We start from the raw sequence: 14,415 nt of genomic DNA on the forward strand, positions 1-14,415 counted from the left end.
ATCGATGTGGCTGCCTGGCGCTTAACGCGCCGCATCCGCCGCTTTCAGCGCCGCCGGCCGCATGTCCTGCCAGTGCGCTTCGATATAGTCGATACATTCGCCGCGCGACGCCGGCCCCATCAGCACGCGCCACCCCTGCGGCGTATCGGCAAACTGCGGCCACAGCGAATACTGCTGCTGCGCGTTGACCAGCACGGAGAAACGGAGGCTTTCGTCATCGAACGGGTTTTGTTGTTCCTGAGTCATTTGCATTACCTGTCTGTCAAAATGTGTGGGTTATTCCATCGCGGAAAGCAGTTGGCGCACGCCGTCCACCAGGCCGCCACGCCAGCAGAGCGCATCATGTCCGCCGGAAAACACGCGGTATTCGGCGCGGTGCCCTGCCGCCGCCAGCGCCTGATGCATCTGGCGATTAACGAATTCGATGTCCGCCTCTCGATCGCCGGCTTGCTGAATCACGGTGAGCTTGGGCGCCGCCGGGCTGCGTTGCCGAACCTGGCGTATCAGCCAGCCTTCTTCCAGCTCGTGGCGTTTTTCGAATTGGGTAACGAATTGCACCGTAGGCCACCAGAAGGAGCCGGACTGGCTCAGCACGTGGCCGAAGCGCTCTGGCCAGTGCAAACCGGCATATAACGCCGCCAGCCCGCCGTAGCTCTGGCCGGCGACGACGGTGCGCGCCCCTGCCTCGCTGAACGGTTCGCGCTTCTGCGCCTGCGGCAACAGTTCGTCGATCACCGCCTGCCAAAACGCGGCGTTGCAAGGCAGCTCGTTTTCCCGGTGTTCGCCGTCGATCGCATCGATCAGCAGCCAACATGCAGGCGGCAGGTGCCCTTTTGCGGTTTCGTGCTCGATCACCGGCAACAGCGCGTGCCTTTCGACCCAGTTTTGGCCATCGAGCAGCAGCACCAGCGGGCGATTCGCTTTCACCCCCGCGTCGCCGCTGGCATACAGCCAGACGCGCCGCTGCGTGCCGAGCCGTTCGCTCTGCCACTGGAAAAGCTGCAGCCGCGCCTCCTCCAGCGGCCGATCGGCGGCCTGCCAGGCGCTTTGATCGTCGGCATCCGGCCCTTGCGCCAGAGAGACGGGCCGCGGGCGATGAGACGGCCCCAGCGATACGCGATTCAGCGGATCGGCGATGGCCAACGGGAACAGCGATACCCACCAGGCGCGCTGTTGGCGATCGCGCAACGTTTCGTCGTCGCTAAAGACGGGGGGAAGATCCCGGTCGGTAATGGGGATCAGGCTGTAGCTGCCGCGCCAGCGGCGATCGATAACGGCCGCGCCGTACCAAACGTCGGTGCCGGGGAGCCGGGTCAGGCTGCTGGGGGACGTGCTGTGGTGATCGGTAATGCCGTTGATATCGGCGTAAACGCGGCATATCGGCGAGTGCCGTTCATCGCCGTCGGGATCGCGCCACAGCCAGGTCATTTTGACGTGGCTGTCATCGTGCGGTTCGACCACGGGTGTGCCGTGAGCGGCAACCTTCTGCCACCACGCGGATTGCCCTGCCGCCTCTTCACGCAGCCACTGCGCCGCCAATCCCTCACGACCGTTTTCTGGCCTCTTTTCCGGCAAAAACTCCATAGCGCCCCTTACATAACATGAGTGTCTTTTACAAAACCTGACAATCGTATTGATACTCATTATCATTTTCAATACTATTTGTCGGATTTTTACCGTCGTGCAAACACGACGTCTCCGCGCCGACGGGTGAAGACCGCTTGCCGGCATTTCGGGGTTTATCAGGGTGGCATGACACACAAAAGCAGGTATTCAGGAGAGATAATGAAGATTAAAAACAAAGGGATAGCAAACGGAAGTGCGGAGGCGATGTCCGCCAAGCGTCTGTTGCTGGGATCGGCGCTGGCCTTACTGCCCTTCGCGCCACACGCGTCCGCCGCAGCGGACGAGACGATTCTGGTGACCGCCGACGCACAAAACAGCGTGACCGCACCGGCCAAAGGGATCGTCGCTAAAGAGAGCGCCGCTGGCACCAAGACCGCCACCGCTCTGCGTAAGACGCCGCAGGCCATCTCGGTGGTCACGCGCGAGCAGATGAACGACCAGGAGCCGGCGTCGGTCGCCGACGCATTGAACTACACCAGCGGGGTGATCACCACCTACCGCGGCAACTCCAACCGCAATGACGAAGTGATCAGCCGCGGCTTCCGTTATGCGCCCAAGCTGCTCGACGGCCTGCACTTTGGCCTCTCGAGCCAAAATGGCGGCGCCGGGCAGATCGATCCCTGGCTGTTGGAGCGCGTGGAGATGGTGCACGGCCCGGCCGGCGTGCTGTACGGCCAGGTCAGCCCCGGCGGCGTGGTGGTGATGACCAGCAAGCGCCCTACCGCCCAGAGCATTCACGAAGTCAAATTCAGCACCGGCAACCGCCATCTGGCGGAAACGGCGTTTGATTTTGGCGGCAAGCTTAACGACGACAACACCCTGTTCTACCGCCTGAACGGTATCGCCAGAACCGAACATGAGTTTGTCAAAGACAGCAAGCAGCAACGGGTGGCCATCGCCCCGGCCTTCACCTGGCTACCGAACGAAGACACCAGCTTTACGCTGTTGACCAGCTACCAGAACGATCCGAAAGCCGGATCGCGCAACTTCCTGCCGCGCGCCGGCACGCTGTTCCCGACCAGCGCGGGCTATGTACCCTATGACTTCAACATCAGCGAGCCCAGCTTCAACAAGTCGCGGCGCGAACAGGCGTCGATCGGCTACAGCCTCGAGCATAACTTCAGCGATGCGCTGTCGTTTACCCAGAACCTGCGCTTCACCCACCGTGATGAAGACTATAAATATCTGGTTTATAACGTAAACTCGACGGTCAACGACCACACCGTCACCCGCATGGCACAGCATGAAACGCAGATGACCAACGAGTTTGGCGTGGATAACCAGCTGAAGGGTTTGTTCGACACCGGCGAGGTGAAGCACACGGTGCTGGGCGGGTTGGATTACCGCTACAGCCATATCGATTCGAAGATGTATCGCGATCGCGGTAACGATTACCCGATCGACTGGGCCAATCCGGTTCGCCCCAGCATCGATGGCAGCACGTTGGCGCTGGCTTCCAGCGATTTGAAGACGCTGAATCAGATCGGGGTGTATCTGCAGGACCAGCTGGAGTGGAATAACTGGAACCTGCTGCTGTCCGGCCGTCAGGACTGGTCGCAGGTCAACACCCGCGATCGCACCAGCGGCGGCAAAGAGCAGACCTATAACGATGCCCAGTTCACCGGCCGCGCGGGCCTGCTCTACGCCTTCGACAACGGCATTTCACCGTATGTCAGCTACAGTACCTCGTTCGATCCTAACCTGTACCCAAGTGCCGCGGGCGCCGATCCGCTCAAGCCGACCACCGGCAAACAAACCGAGGTGGGCGTGAAGTACCAGATCCCGGGCGGCAACACCCTGCTGACCCTCTCCTGGTTCGACATTACCCAGCGCAATGTGGCGTCTTACAACCGTCTCACCTCCGCCTACGAGCAGATCGGTGAGGTGAAATCCAAAGGGATTGAGGCGGAAGTGCACGCTCAGCCTACGCCGGAGATCACGCTGACCGCCGCTTATACCTACACCGACGTAGTGACCAAAGACTCCAACTCGGCGGATGAAATTGGCCACAGCCCGGCGGGCATCCCGCGCCACGCGGCCTCCGCCTGGGGCAGCTACAGCGTCCTGAGCGGTGCGCTGAACGGCCTGACCGTCGGCAGCGGCGTGCGTTACATCGGCGATGCGCCAGCCGACGCCACCGGCCAGTACGACGTGCCGCACTACACGCTGTACGATGCCATGGTGAAATATGACCTCGGCCAGGCTTCGTCGGCGCTGCGCGGTGCGGCGCTCCAGCTCAACGTGCAGAACCTGACGGACAAGAAATACGTCTCATCCTGCAGCGGCGAGTACGCCTGCTTCTACGGCAGCGGCCGCAGCATCATCGCTTCGGTCAACTACCGCTGGTAACAAAAAGGGGTGGCCAACATCGTAATGTTTGTCAGTTAGCGTTTTTCTGAAGGTATTGATGACGTTTTCGGGCGATAAATGAAAATGAGCAAGGGGCCGTAAGATGCTGCCCCTTGCAACCCACGCCTTTGTCCAATCCCCATGCCGCCCGCGGGTTAACTCGTGCGGCATGGTCATCAGGCGTTACGCCCCGCCATCACGCCGCCATCGATATCCCAGATAGCGCCGGTCACCCAGCCAGTCTTGTCAGAAAGCAGGAAAGTGATGGTTTCCGCGATGTCGACCGGTGAACCCACGCGTCCGATCGGATGAAAGCTGTCGAAGCTGTTCATCACATCCTTGACGTCGTCTTTCGGAATGAAGCCCTCATAAATCGGCGTGTGAACGACAGCTGGAGAAACCGCATTCACACGGATCCCTTTTTCACCCAGTTCAATAGCCAGGTTTTTGGTCAGCGCGTGCAGACCGGCTTTGGCCATTGAGTAGGCTGAAGACGGTGTGGCACCGATGGCCTGTCGTGCCCACATAGAGCCAATATTGACGATAGCGCCTTTGATATCGGCCTCGACCATATTGCGCACTACGTCGCGGGTGATAAAAAACGTGGCGCGGTTAATGCTCATGTACATGTCATAGTCTGACGCTTCGTGTTCTATAAACGGTTTCGGGAAGAACACGCCAGCCGCATTGACCAGCAGGCTGATATCTTTGTGTTCGCTGTTAATGATGTTCACTACATGCTGCAGACCTTCTTCTTTCATCAGGTCTGCAACGATGACGGAAACCTGGCCGTCTGCAGCCAGCGCCTGACGGGCCTGCTCGGCTTTGTCCTGACGATGGCCAACAAGCACCACGCTGCCGCCGCTTTTCAGGACCCGCTTCGCCGTTTCGAAGCCCATACCGCTTGTACCGCCGACCACTAACAGTTTTTTGCCAGCAAAAGATGTATTCATCGCTAACCTCTTTACATTCATCTGGTTGTCATTAATAAGAAGCCTGGCTTCTCATCGTGTGAAACCAGATTGCCACCCTGAAAACCGATTGACGACTGAGAAGAAATTGCGACACAGGAAAGAAAATCTTTCTCGCCGGCGTATACTGAGGAAAAGAATGAATCAGGATGATCACAATGCGATCGTTAAACCGACTTAAATGGCTGCACGCTTTTGAAGCCACCGCCAGGCATGGCAGTTTTACCGGCGCGGCACAGGAGCTGGGTGTCACACCCGCCGCCGTAGGTCAGTTGGTCCGTTCGCTGGAAGACTGGGTCGGACACCCGCTTCTTCACCGCACCCGCTCCGGCAAGGAGCGACTGACGCTGGTAGACGAAGCGCAGGAGGCCCTACAAGATATCACTCAAGGTCTCGATAAACTGGAAACCGGTTTAAGTAAGCTTCGTGGTCGCCGGTCACGCTCGGTGGTCGTGGTGACGGCGTCCCAGGTACTGATGATGAACTGGCTGATGGACCGCCTGAACCGGTTTGCGGAAACGCATGAGAATATCGATCTGCGGCTTAACGTCACGGAAAAGCTGATGGACGTGTCGTATGGCGAGGCAGATATCGGCATTCGCTGTGGACAAGGAGAGTGGCCCGGCGTGAGTAAAACCTGGCTAATGGATGAGGAAGCCGTGCTGGTCTGCAGTCCACGCCTGGCTCCCCCCGAGAAAATGGCCTGCAGTGAATGGCTCGCCACGCAAAAACTCATTCACGATGACACGCCGCATCCTGGTGCCGATTTTCCATCATGGGGTGATGCACTGAGAGCGGTCGGTGCGCCCGAAACGCGGGAAAGCGGGCTGCATATCAATTCTACTTCAGCAGTGATCCTGTCGGCGCTGAGCGGCAGGGGCGTGGCCATCGTTCGAAACGCTCTGGTAAAGCAGCTTATCGAGACCGGGCAGTTGGTTCATCTCCATCCCGACCATCGCTGGCCACTTAGATGGTCCTACTATCTGGTCACCCCGCAGCAACATGTCATGCGTGATGAAGTGAAAATTTTCCACGACTGGCTTCTTCAGGACGTCGTCTCAGACCGTTCATAAACGATCATCGCAGCTATTGCGCTACCTCGGCATTTGCCCTGGGGCGTCGTGCCCTTTCCCGCCGCCTTTACTCCTGCTTCAATTCCCGCAAGTGCTTGTACACCGTGGCGCGCCCCATCGACAGCACGTTGGCGATGTAGTCCGCGGCGCTTTTGGCCTTGAACGCGCCCTGATGGTAGAGATCGCTGACCAGTCGCCGTTTTTGTTCGCGGCTCAGCGCGCCGAGCGCGGCGTTTTCGCGCCGCAGCCAATCGTGCAGGAAAGTGTTGATCTTCTCCTGCCAGTCGTCTTTGAACAGCTCTTGTGGCTGAGGTTGCAATCGCGTGACCGACAGGAACATGTCCAGCGCGTTGCGGGCGTCCTCGAACATCGCGGTGCTCAGGTTGATGCACAGCAGATAGCTGGGCTTGCCCTGTTCGTCGCGTGCGGCAATGCTCACCGAACGCATCTTTTTGCCGTCCCAGTTCAGCTTCTCATAGGGGCCGGTCACGCCGGCGCCGCCATCGAGCTCGAAGTCTTCCAGCCCGGCGTCGTCGCCCGGTTTGCGCTTCGACAGGTTGTTCGCCAGATAGGCAATCTTGTTGGTGGCCAGATCGTGGATCACCACTTCCGCATTCGGGAAAAACAGCGCCGCGATGCCGTCAGCGACCGAGCGCAAAAGTTCGAGTTGAGAAGAAGAGTTCGGCACGCTGGGGGTCTCCGTATGGCCCGGTTTGGTTTGCTGTTCAGCCGCTTAGCATACCGCAGTTGCCGCCGCTTGCCGAGTGGAGCGGCGGCAAGCGGCGTATCCTTCGCCGGTTATTCCGCCTCGGCGCCACGCCGATAAAACACGTAGCTCTCGTGCGCCACGCTGTCGCGGACCCGATAGCGCCAGATCAGCCCGAGCGTGGTAAACCACAGCGGCATGCTGCACAGCGCGATCAGCGTATCGCTATCGAACACCATCAGTACCAGCGTAAAGGCGAAAAATGCCAGCGTCAGCCAGGCCATCGCGACCCCGCCCGGCATTTTGAAATTGGAATCGGCGTGCAGATCCGGTCGCTTCTGGCGATACACCAGGTAGGCGACCAAAATCATGCCCCAGCTGTAAACCACCAGGATCGCCGCCACGGTAGAGACGATGGTGAACAGCGTCATGACGTTCGGCACCAGTATCAGCAGCAAGGTGCCGGCCACCATGCAGAAGCAGGAAAACAGCAGGCTGCGGATCGGAATGGCCGTGGTGCGAGACAGAATGCGGAACTGACCGTGGGCGTGCTTTTCCATCGACAGGCTGTACAGCATGCGGGTGCTGGAATACACCCCGCTGTTGGCCGAGGACATCGCCGAAGTCAGCACCACGAAGTTGATCACCGCGGCGGCAGCCGGCAGCCCCGCCCGATCGAACAGCATCACGAACGGGCTGCTGTCCGGCGAGATGTGGCTCCACGAGGTGACGGCGATAATGGTCAGCATCGAGCACACGTAAAAGACGATGATGCGCGCCGGGATCGCGTTGATCGCCTTCGGCAACACCTTCTGCGGGTTTTTGGTCTCCGCCGACATCGTGCCCAGCAGCTCGATGCCGGTACAGGAGAAAATGGCGATCTGGAACCCGGCGAAAAAGCCGAAGATGCCGTGCGGCATGAAAATGGCGGGATCGGTGACGTTATGCAGCGAAGCGGTCACGCCGTCCGGCGAGGTCCATCCGCTGAACACCATCCAGGCGCCGGTGGCGATCAACGCGACGATCGCCACCACCTTGATCATCGCAAACCAGAATTCGGCTTCGCCGAACATCTTGACCGACAGCATGTTGAACAGACACAGAAACCCCAGCGTCAGCAGCGCCGGCAGCCAGGGCGAGACGTTAGGCAGCCAATACTGCACATAACCGCCGCACACCACCACGTCGGCGATGCAGGTCACGACCCAGCTCAGCCAGTAGGACCAGCCGAGAAAAAAGCTGGCGCGCGGCCCCAGGTATTCGGAGACGAAATCGGCGAACGAACGGTAATCGAGCCGCGTGAGCAGCAGCTCCCCCATCGCCCTCATGACCATGAACATGAAAAAGCCGACGATGGCGTAAGTCAGTACGATGGAGGTGCCCGACAGCGCGAGGGTTTTCCCGGCGCCCATAAACAGCCCGGTGCCGATGGCGCCGCCGATCGAAATCAGTTGAATGTGGCGCGCGCTCAGCCCGCGCTGCAAGGTTTGGGCACAGTTTAGCCCCTCGGCTGAACCTGGGTTCAGCCGATCGCAGTGATTTTTTGTCATGGTGTTACCTGTCCGTCATTAAGGCGATTAAGCAACCGATATGCGGCTGCAGCAGGAGTGAAACGCCCGTGAGCGTTCTAACCGGCAAAAAAGTGAGACCGAACGCTGCCCGCCCCGTTGTGACAGGGAGGTAATAATAATGGGTACCGAGAAAATGCTCTCGTGAGCCGTCGTATCGCCCACGTTTGGCGAACATAGCCTGAGCGTGGTGGGTAAACACTACAATATCAAATGGTTATACTTTCCCTTGTGCAACAAAAAAATACGACGCCGGAGTCGTTTTAACATTAATTTAACTCTGGCGAGGGGAAATGCCATTGTCAACATGGCAGTTAAATAAAATGAAACTTTTTGATCACATTCAAGCTTCTGAAAAATAGATAAAAAGGGTTTTTATGCGCTTTATATGCATAAAATATGCATGAGCTCGCTCACCGTCGACAAAAAGTAATTAACTATTCATTTGCCGCCCTGCAGGCGGCGAAAAACCGTCCGCTGGCCCGATGAGAGGGGGGCTAACAACCGGCATAATTAGTGGTAAATTTAGTGTCGCAAAGTGTTATGCGCTTGCTAATCCACGGTTAAACGAAATAAATACCTCTAAAATATAAAGGTTGGTTATGGAAAAGCTATCCTACGCTTCAGACAGCAGCACCACCGCTTGGGCTACATATCTGCAACAAATCGATCGCGTCGCCCCTTACCTCGGCGACCTCTCACGCTGGGTTGATACGCTGCGTCACCCTAAACGCGCTTTGATTGTTGATATCCCGCTGCAGATGGACGATGGCACCATCCGTCACTTCGAAGGTTTCCGCGTACAGCACAACCTGTCGCGCGGGCCGGGCAAAGGCGGTATCCGCTTCCACCCTGACGTCGATCTGAACGAAGTGATGGCCCTGTCCGCCTGGATGACCATCAAGTGTGCCGCGGTCAACCTGCCGTACGGCGGCGCCAAGGGCGGCATCCGCGTCGATCCGTTCAAACTGTCTGAAGGTGAACTGGAGCGACTGACCCGCCGCTACACCAGCGAAATCGGCTTCATCATCGGGCCACAGAAAGACATTCCTGCGCCGGACGTCGGCACCAACGCCAAAGTGATGGCCTGGATGATGGACACCTACTCCATGAACCACGGCACCACCATCACCGGCGTGGTCACCGGCAAACCCATCCACCTCGGCGGCTCCCTGGGCCGTGAGAAAGCGACCGGCCGCGGCGTGTTCGTCACCGGCAGCGAAGTGGCCAAGCGTCTGGGCGTGCAGATCGAAGGCGCCAAAGTGGCGGTACAAGGCTTCGGTAACGTGGGCAGCGAAGCGGCCCGTCTGTTCGTCGGCGTCGGCGCGCGCGTCGTCACCATCCAGGACCACTCCGCTACCCTGTTCAACGCCGACGGCATTGACCTGGTGGCGCTGACCGAATACCAGGCCAAGCACAAGCAGATCGCCGGCTTCCCGGGTGCCAGCGAGATCGAGAGCGAAGCGTTCTGGTCGGTTGACATGGACATTCTGATCCCAGCGGCGCTGGAAGGCCAGATCACCCGTCAACGCGCCGAAATCCTCAGCGCCAAGCTGGTGCTGGAAGGGGCTAACGGCCCAACCTTCCCAGAAGCGGACGACATTCTGCGCTCCCGTAACATCACCGTGGTTCCGGACGTTATCTGTAACGCCGGCGGCGTAACGGTCAGTTACTTCGAGTGGGTGCAGGATATGGCGAGCTACTTCTGGAGCGAGTCCGAGATCAACGAGCGTATGGACAAGATCATGACCGACGCCATGGTCCACGTCTGGAACAAGGCGGCCGAGAAAGAGTGCAGCCTGCGCACCGCCGCTTACATCGTGGCCTGTGAGCGCATCCTGACCGCACGTAAAGAGCGCGGCATCTACCCAGGTTGATGCCCGTATCCCGGCCTGCCCCGGCAGGCCGGATTTTCCTCAGCGCAAACAGCGTTTCAACACCTTACCGGTGCTGGTCATCGGCAAGCGTTCGACAAACTCGACGATACGCGGATATTTGAACGCCGCCAGCCGCTCCCGGCTCCAGGCGATCAGCGTTTCCTCCTCGATGGGCTCCTCCGTTTCTTTCAATACCACCACCGCTTTGATCTCTTCGCCCAGCGACGGATGCTCGACGCCGATCACCGCCACCAACGAGACCGCCGGATGACGAATCAGCGCCTCTTCAATCTCGCGCGGATAGACGTTGAACCCGCCGCGGATGATCATATCCTTGGCCCGATCGACGATGAAATAGAAGCCGTCGGCGTCGCGGCGCGCCAGGTCCCCGGTGCGAAACCAGCCGTTTTCCAGCACGTCCGCCGTCGCCTCGGGGCGGTTCAGATAGCCTTTCATGATGTTGTAACCGCGTACCGCGATCTCCCCCACCTGATCGACTCCGTCGATCGGCTGCCCGGTAACGTCGAGCAAGCGAACCTCCACGCCCCAGATCGGTTGGCCGATGGAACCAGGTTTGGTCACGCGGTGCGGATGGTTAAAGGTGGCGACCGGGCTGGTCTCCGACAGCCCATATCCTTCGAGAATGTTGACGCCGAAGCGACGTGAAAAATCCTCCAGGATCTGCACCGGCAAACTGGCGCCGCCGGAGACCGCCATACGCAGCGTGCTGCGCAAGCGCTCGATATCCGTGTGCTCATCCAGCGCATTCAACAGCGCCCAATACATGGTCGGCACCCCGGCGAAGAAGGTGATGCCGTGCCGCTGCATCAGCGCGATGGCCTGTGCGGCGTCGAAGCGCTCGACCAGCACCAGGGTAGCGGCGGCGGAAAACCCGGCATTCATCTGCACCGTCGAGCCGAACGTATGGAACAGCGGCAGGGTCACCAAATGGCGATCGGGCTCCGTCTCTGAGCCGTCGAACAGCCGTACCGATCCCAGCGCGTTGAGCACCAGGTTGGCGTGGGTCAATTCCGCGCCTTTGGCCCGGCCGGTGGTGCCGCTGGTGTAGAGCACCACCGCCGTGTCGTTTTCGAGCGTCGCGGCCGAAGCGAATTCGGTAGCCTGCTCGGCTATCGCCGCGCTGAAACGTTCCCCCTCAAGCGGTAGCCGATCGCCGATGATAAACACCTCGCGGCATTGCTCCGCCTTCGCCGCCGCCCGCAGCGCCTCTTCCCCCAATGGCAAGCCGCTGCTGCCCTCGAAACAGAACAGCGCCACCGCCGCTGAATCCGCCAGGTAGTAGTCGAACTCTGCGCTTTTAAGCAGAATATTGAGCGGCACCACCACCGCGCCGCTTTTGAGAATGCCGTAATAGATAGCCGGAAACTCCGGTCGATTTGGGCAGGCCAGCGCCACCCGTTCGCCGGGCTGCACGCCGCGCGCGACCAGCAAATTCGCCACCCGGTTGGCCATTTCGTTCAGCGCCCGATAGCTGAGTGGGATATCGTCCTGTATCACCGCCGGCCGTTCCGGCCAGGTGCGCGCACTCTCTTCAAGCAAGGTAGCCAGATTCAGCATCGGGGATCCTCCCTGGGAATGAGCGGCGAGAAAAGCGCCGCGGTATCACGAGTATAGATAGGCGCTTTGCGGTTCGCATTCCCTGGAGCGCTGGGCTATACCTTAGGCAGTCCCTATCCCGCAGGAGTTGTGATCATGAGCAAGAAAAAGATCCTGATGCTGGTCGGCGACTACGCCGAAGATTACGAAACCATGGTGCCGTTTCAGGCATTGCAGATGATCGGCCATTGGGTGGATGCCGTGTGTCCCGGTAAAACCGTTGGTGACTACATTCAGACCGCGATCCACGACTTTGACGGCGCGCAAACCTACAGCGAGAAGCCCGGGCACCGTTTCACCCTGAACGCCGACTTTACCGCCGCCAAAGAAGAACACTACGACGCGCTCTTGATCCCCGGCGGCCGTGCGCCGGAATACCTGCGCCTGAACCCCCAGGTGATCGCGCTGGTACAGGCGTTTGACGCCGCGAAAAAACCGATCGCCGCCGTTTGCCACGGCCCGCAGCTGCTGGCGGCGGCCGGAGTATTGAAAGGCCGCACCTGCAGCGCCTACCCGGCCTGCGCGCCGGAGGTGCGGCTCGGCGGCGGCCATTATGCGGAGATCGGCATCGATCAGGCGCACGTCGACGGCAATCTGGTCACCGCCCCGGCCTGGCCGGCGCACCCGCAGTGGCTGGCGAAGTTCGCCGAGGTATTGGAGCAGTAATGCGGTGCTAGCGGAGCTGCTCGATCAGGAAGTGAATGTCGTACAGCCAGCGTTTGGCGCGCGCGGAGCGCACCAGCATCGACACGCACAGCGGCCGGGGGTGTTCTTTGCAGGCGGAGGGAGAAAACCAGCGCCCGGTGTTGGCCGGCGGCTGGAAATACAGCTCGTGGTTATAGTTGCCGCTGTCGACGCCGAAGGTATCGAAGTAGCGGCGCATCAGCGTATTGGAATCGCTGAACGACAGGTGAAGCGCGGTGTTGATCTCGGTTTCCGGGGTGATGGCCACGCCCTTCTTCAACCGCCCTGGCGTGTTGAATGCGGCGATAAGCGCGATGACCTGTTGCTGAATATCTTCTGCCATGACGACCTCGAGCCGATATGAATAAAAGATGAATGCGGTTCTCTGTCTGACTCTGCTCACCGCAGCGAGTTCTGCCCGCCGGCCGGGTTTTCTGTTTCTTTACACTTTCCATAAAAAAACCGCGCGCAGCCAAACACCTGGCGCGCGCGGTCCAGGGTTAGCGGCTGAGCGTCGCCTTATCGGCGATGACGCCGTCCCCCTGCCGCTCGGCGGTAACGCCGCCGCCCAACACTTTATACAGGGTGGCCTGATTGTCGTACGCGGTCTGCTGCGCGGCGATCAGCGACTGCTGCGCCGTGTACAGCGTGCGCTGCGCGTCCAGCAAGGTCAGATAACTGTCCACGCCCTGGCGGTAACGCAGCTCGGCCAGGCGATAATATTGCTGTGCCGCCGCCACATAGCCGGTTTGCGCCGCCAGCTGTTCCTGCAGCGTGGCTTTGCGCGCCAGCGCGTCGGCGGTTTCCTGAAATGCCGTCTGCACCGCTTTCTCATAGGTGGCGACATACAGGTCTTTCTGCGCCTGGGTGTAGTTGAGCTGAGCCGTGTTATAGCCGCCGCTGAAGATTGGCAGGCTGATGCTCGGTGCGAACGACCAGACGCCGGCGCCGTGGCTGAACAACGAGGAGAGTTCACCGCTGCCCACGCCGCCGCTGGCGGTCAGGCTGATCGACGGGAAAAACGCCGCCCGCGCCGAGCCGATGTTGGCGTTGGCGGATTTCAGGTTATGCTCAGCCTGCAGCACGTCCGGCCGCGTCAGCAGCACCTGCGAAGACACCCCAGCCGGCAGATTGCGCATGATTTCGCCGAGCCCATCGATACCGCTCGGCAGCAGATTTTCCGGCACGCTTTGCCCCACCGCCAAATCCAGCGCGTTTTTCGCCTGCGCGGCGCTGGTCGCATAGCTGGCGGCGTCCGATCGCGCCTGTTGATAAACGGTCTCCGCCGACGCCACGTCAACCAGCGACGCAATGCCGTGCTGCTGGTTCTTACGCGTCACGTCCAGCGAACGTTTGGCGCTTTCCATCGTCTGCTGCGCCACCGCCAGATTGCTGCGCTCGGCCGCCACCGCCACCCAGTCGGTGACGATATCGGCGATCAGCGTCAGGCGAGTACTTTTCGCCGCCTCCGAATTGGCCAGGTAAGTTTCGAACGCCGCGCGCGACAGGCTGGCGTTTTTGCCGAACAGATCCAGCTCGAACGCGCTGACGCCGGCCTGCGCTTCATAACTCTGACTGATGGCGGTGGCATTGCCGCTACCGGTCAGCGAACGCCCGCGGCTGCCGTCGGCGGTGGCATTGATTGTCGGGAACAGCGCCGAGCGCTGCTCACCGTACAGGGCGCGCGCCGAGGCGATATTGGCGATCGCCTCGCGCAGATCGCGGCTGCTGTCCAGCCCCAGCGCCACCACCTGCCGCAGCCTGGCGTCCTGCACATAGTCGCGCCAGGCGACGTCCGGGTAGCTCAACGCCTGCTTGCCGGCGGCCTCGCCCTGCGGCAGGTTGGCGGGCACCGGCGCCGCCGGGCGCTGGTAGTGCGGATCCAGCGACAGACAGCCGGTCAGCAGCAGCGGTAAAGTTAACATCATGACTCGTTGCAACACG

General features: G+C 60.2%; 12 protein-coding genes. 4 read left to right on the plus strand and 8 right to left on the minus strand.

Features of this window, described 5'->3' with window-relative positions; genetic code table 11:
- Positions 1 to 21: 21 nt before the first annotated feature.
- The gene (locus QMZ29_RS07095) at positions 22 to 246 is read right to left on the minus strand and encodes an MbtH family protein (RefSeq protein WP_197834938.1); all 225 of its coding nucleotides are present in this window, start codon (positions 244 to 246) and stop codon (positions 22 to 24) included.
- Between the two features lie 30 nt (positions 247 to 276).
- The gene (gene fes / locus QMZ29_RS07100) at positions 277 to 1,584 is read right to left on the minus strand and encodes an enterochelin esterase (RefSeq protein WP_261424521.1); all 1,308 of its coding nucleotides are present in this window, start codon (positions 1,582 to 1,584) and stop codon (positions 277 to 279) included.
- A 201-nt stretch (positions 1,585 to 1,785) separates the two neighbouring features.
- Here fes and QMZ29_RS07105 point away from each other — a divergent pair, with 201 nt between their 5' ends.
- The gene (locus QMZ29_RS07105) at positions 1,786 to 3,975 is read left to right on the plus strand and encodes a TonB-dependent siderophore receptor (protein WP_261424545.1); all 2,190 of its coding nucleotides are present in this window, start codon (positions 1,786 to 1,788) and stop codon (positions 3,973 to 3,975) included.
- A 176-nt stretch (positions 3,976 to 4,151) separates the two neighbouring features.
- Here QMZ29_RS07105 and QMZ29_RS07110 read toward each other — a convergent pair whose 3' ends face one another.
- Positions 4,152 to 4,928 carry an SDR family NAD(P)-dependent oxidoreductase gene (locus tag QMZ29_RS07110; protein ID WP_060433096.1) on the minus strand — a complete coding sequence of 259 codons (777 nt, stop codon included), beginning with the start codon at positions 4,926 to 4,928 and terminating at the stop codon, positions 4,152 to 4,154.
- Positions 4,929 to 5,104: 176 nt separating this feature from the next.
- Between QMZ29_RS07110 and QMZ29_RS07115 the strand changes: the two genes are divergently transcribed.
- Complete coding sequence (locus QMZ29_RS07115) at positions 5,105 to 6,019, plus strand: LysR substrate-binding domain-containing protein (RefSeq protein WP_060433893.1); 915 nt, start codon at positions 5,105 to 5,107, stop codon at positions 6,017 to 6,019.
- A gap of 67 nt (positions 6,020 to 6,086) precedes the next feature.
- On the opposite strand, the gene QMZ29_RS07120 is transcribed toward QMZ29_RS07115, so the two are convergent.
- Together QMZ29_RS07120 and QMZ29_RS07125 are read right to left on the minus strand one after the other, a co-directional pair.
- Complete coding sequence (locus QMZ29_RS07120; protein ID WP_016927684.1) at positions 6,087 to 6,707, minus strand: helix-turn-helix transcriptional regulator; 621 nt, start codon at positions 6,705 to 6,707, stop codon at positions 6,087 to 6,089.
- 110 nt (positions 6,708 to 6,817) lie between these two features.
- The gene (locus QMZ29_RS07125) at positions 6,818 to 8,275 is read right to left on the minus strand and encodes an amino acid permease (RefSeq protein ID WP_261424548.1); all 1,458 of its coding nucleotides are present in this window, start codon (positions 8,273 to 8,275) and stop codon (positions 6,818 to 6,820) included.
- A 620-nt stretch (positions 8,276 to 8,895) separates the two neighbouring features.
- On the opposite strand from QMZ29_RS07125, the gene QMZ29_RS07130 reads away from it, so the two are divergent.
- Positions 8,896 to 10,170 carry a Glu/Leu/Phe/Val family dehydrogenase gene (locus QMZ29_RS07130; protein ID WP_025302877.1) on the plus strand — a complete coding sequence of 425 codons (1,275 nt, stop codon included), beginning with the start codon at positions 8,896 to 8,898 and terminating at the stop codon, positions 10,168 to 10,170.
- A 39-nt stretch (positions 10,171 to 10,209) separates the two neighbouring features.
- On the opposite strand, the gene QMZ29_RS07135 is transcribed toward QMZ29_RS07130, so the two are convergent.
- Positions 10,210 to 11,748: a long-chain-fatty-acid--CoA ligase gene (locus QMZ29_RS07135; RefSeq protein WP_060433099.1), complete on the minus strand. Its 1,539-nt coding sequence runs from the start codon at positions 11,746 to 11,748 to the stop codon at positions 10,210 to 10,212.
- Between the two features lie 135 nt (positions 11,749 to 11,883).
- On the opposite strand from QMZ29_RS07135, the gene QMZ29_RS07140 reads away from it, so the two are divergent.
- Positions 11,884 to 12,453 carry a DJ-1/PfpI family protein gene (locus QMZ29_RS07140; RefSeq protein ID WP_261424557.1) on the plus strand — a complete coding sequence of 190 codons (570 nt, stop codon included), beginning with the start codon at positions 11,884 to 11,886 and terminating at the stop codon, positions 12,451 to 12,453.
- A 7-nt stretch (positions 12,454 to 12,460) separates the two neighbouring features.
- Here QMZ29_RS07140 and QMZ29_RS07145 read toward each other — a convergent pair whose 3' ends face one another.
- On the minus strand, positions 12,461 to 12,814 hold the full coding sequence (locus QMZ29_RS07145; RefSeq protein WP_060433101.1) for a DUF1493 family protein: 354 nt from the start codon (positions 12,812 to 12,814) through the stop codon (positions 12,461 to 12,463).
- Positions 12,815 to 12,971: 157 nt separating this feature from the next.
- Positions 12,972 to 14,414 carry an efflux transporter outer membrane subunit gene (locus QMZ29_RS07150; protein WP_282980701.1) on the minus strand — a complete coding sequence of 481 codons (1,443 nt, stop codon included), beginning with the start codon at positions 14,412 to 14,414 and terminating at the stop codon, positions 12,972 to 12,974.
- Position 14,415 lies beyond the last annotated feature (1 nt).

This window comes from Serratia sp. PF-27 (assembly GCF_030053255.1).
In the GTDB taxonomy this organism is placed as follows: Bacteria; Pseudomonadota; Gammaproteobacteria; order Enterobacterales; family Enterobacteriaceae; genus Serratia; species Serratia bockelmannii.

Bases quoted from the DNA above. Each gene is read 5' to 3' on its own strand.
- QMZ29_RS07125 (WP_261424548.1), bottom strand. From the start codon at position 8,275: ATGACAAAAAATCACTGCGATCGGCTGAACCCAGGTTCAGCCGAGGGG.
- QMZ29_RS07145 (WP_060433101.1), bottom strand. From the start codon at position 12,814: ATGGCAGAAGATATTCAGCAACAGGTCATCGCGCTTATCGCCGCATTC.
- QMZ29_RS07105 (WP_261424545.1), top strand. From the start codon at position 1,786: ATGAAGATTAAAAACAAAGGGATAGCAAACGGAAGTGCGGAGGCGATG.
- QMZ29_RS07140 (WP_261424557.1), top strand. From the start codon at position 11,884: ATGAGCAAGAAAAAGATCCTGATGCTGGTCGGCGACTACGCCGAAGAT.
- fes (WP_261424521.1), bottom strand. From the start codon at position 1,584: ATGGAGTTTTTGCCGGAAAAGAGGCCAGAAAACGGTCGTGAGGGATTG.
- QMZ29_RS07095 (WP_197834938.1), bottom strand. From the start codon at position 246: ATGACTCAGGAACAACAAAACCCGTTCGATGACGAAAGCCTCCGTTTC.
- QMZ29_RS07115 (WP_060433893.1), top strand. From the start codon at position 5,105: ATGCGATCGTTAAACCGACTTAAATGGCTGCACGCTTTTGAAGCCACC.
- QMZ29_RS07135 (WP_060433099.1), bottom strand. From the start codon at position 11,748: ATGCTGAATCTGGCTACCTTGCTTGAAGAGAGTGCGCGCACCTGGCCG.
- QMZ29_RS07110 (WP_060433096.1), bottom strand. From the start codon at position 4,928: ATGAATACATCTTTTGCTGGCAAAAAACTGTTAGTGGTCGGCGGTACA.
- QMZ29_RS07130 (WP_025302877.1), top strand. From the start codon at position 8,896: ATGGAAAAGCTATCCTACGCTTCAGACAGCAGCACCACCGCTTGGGCT.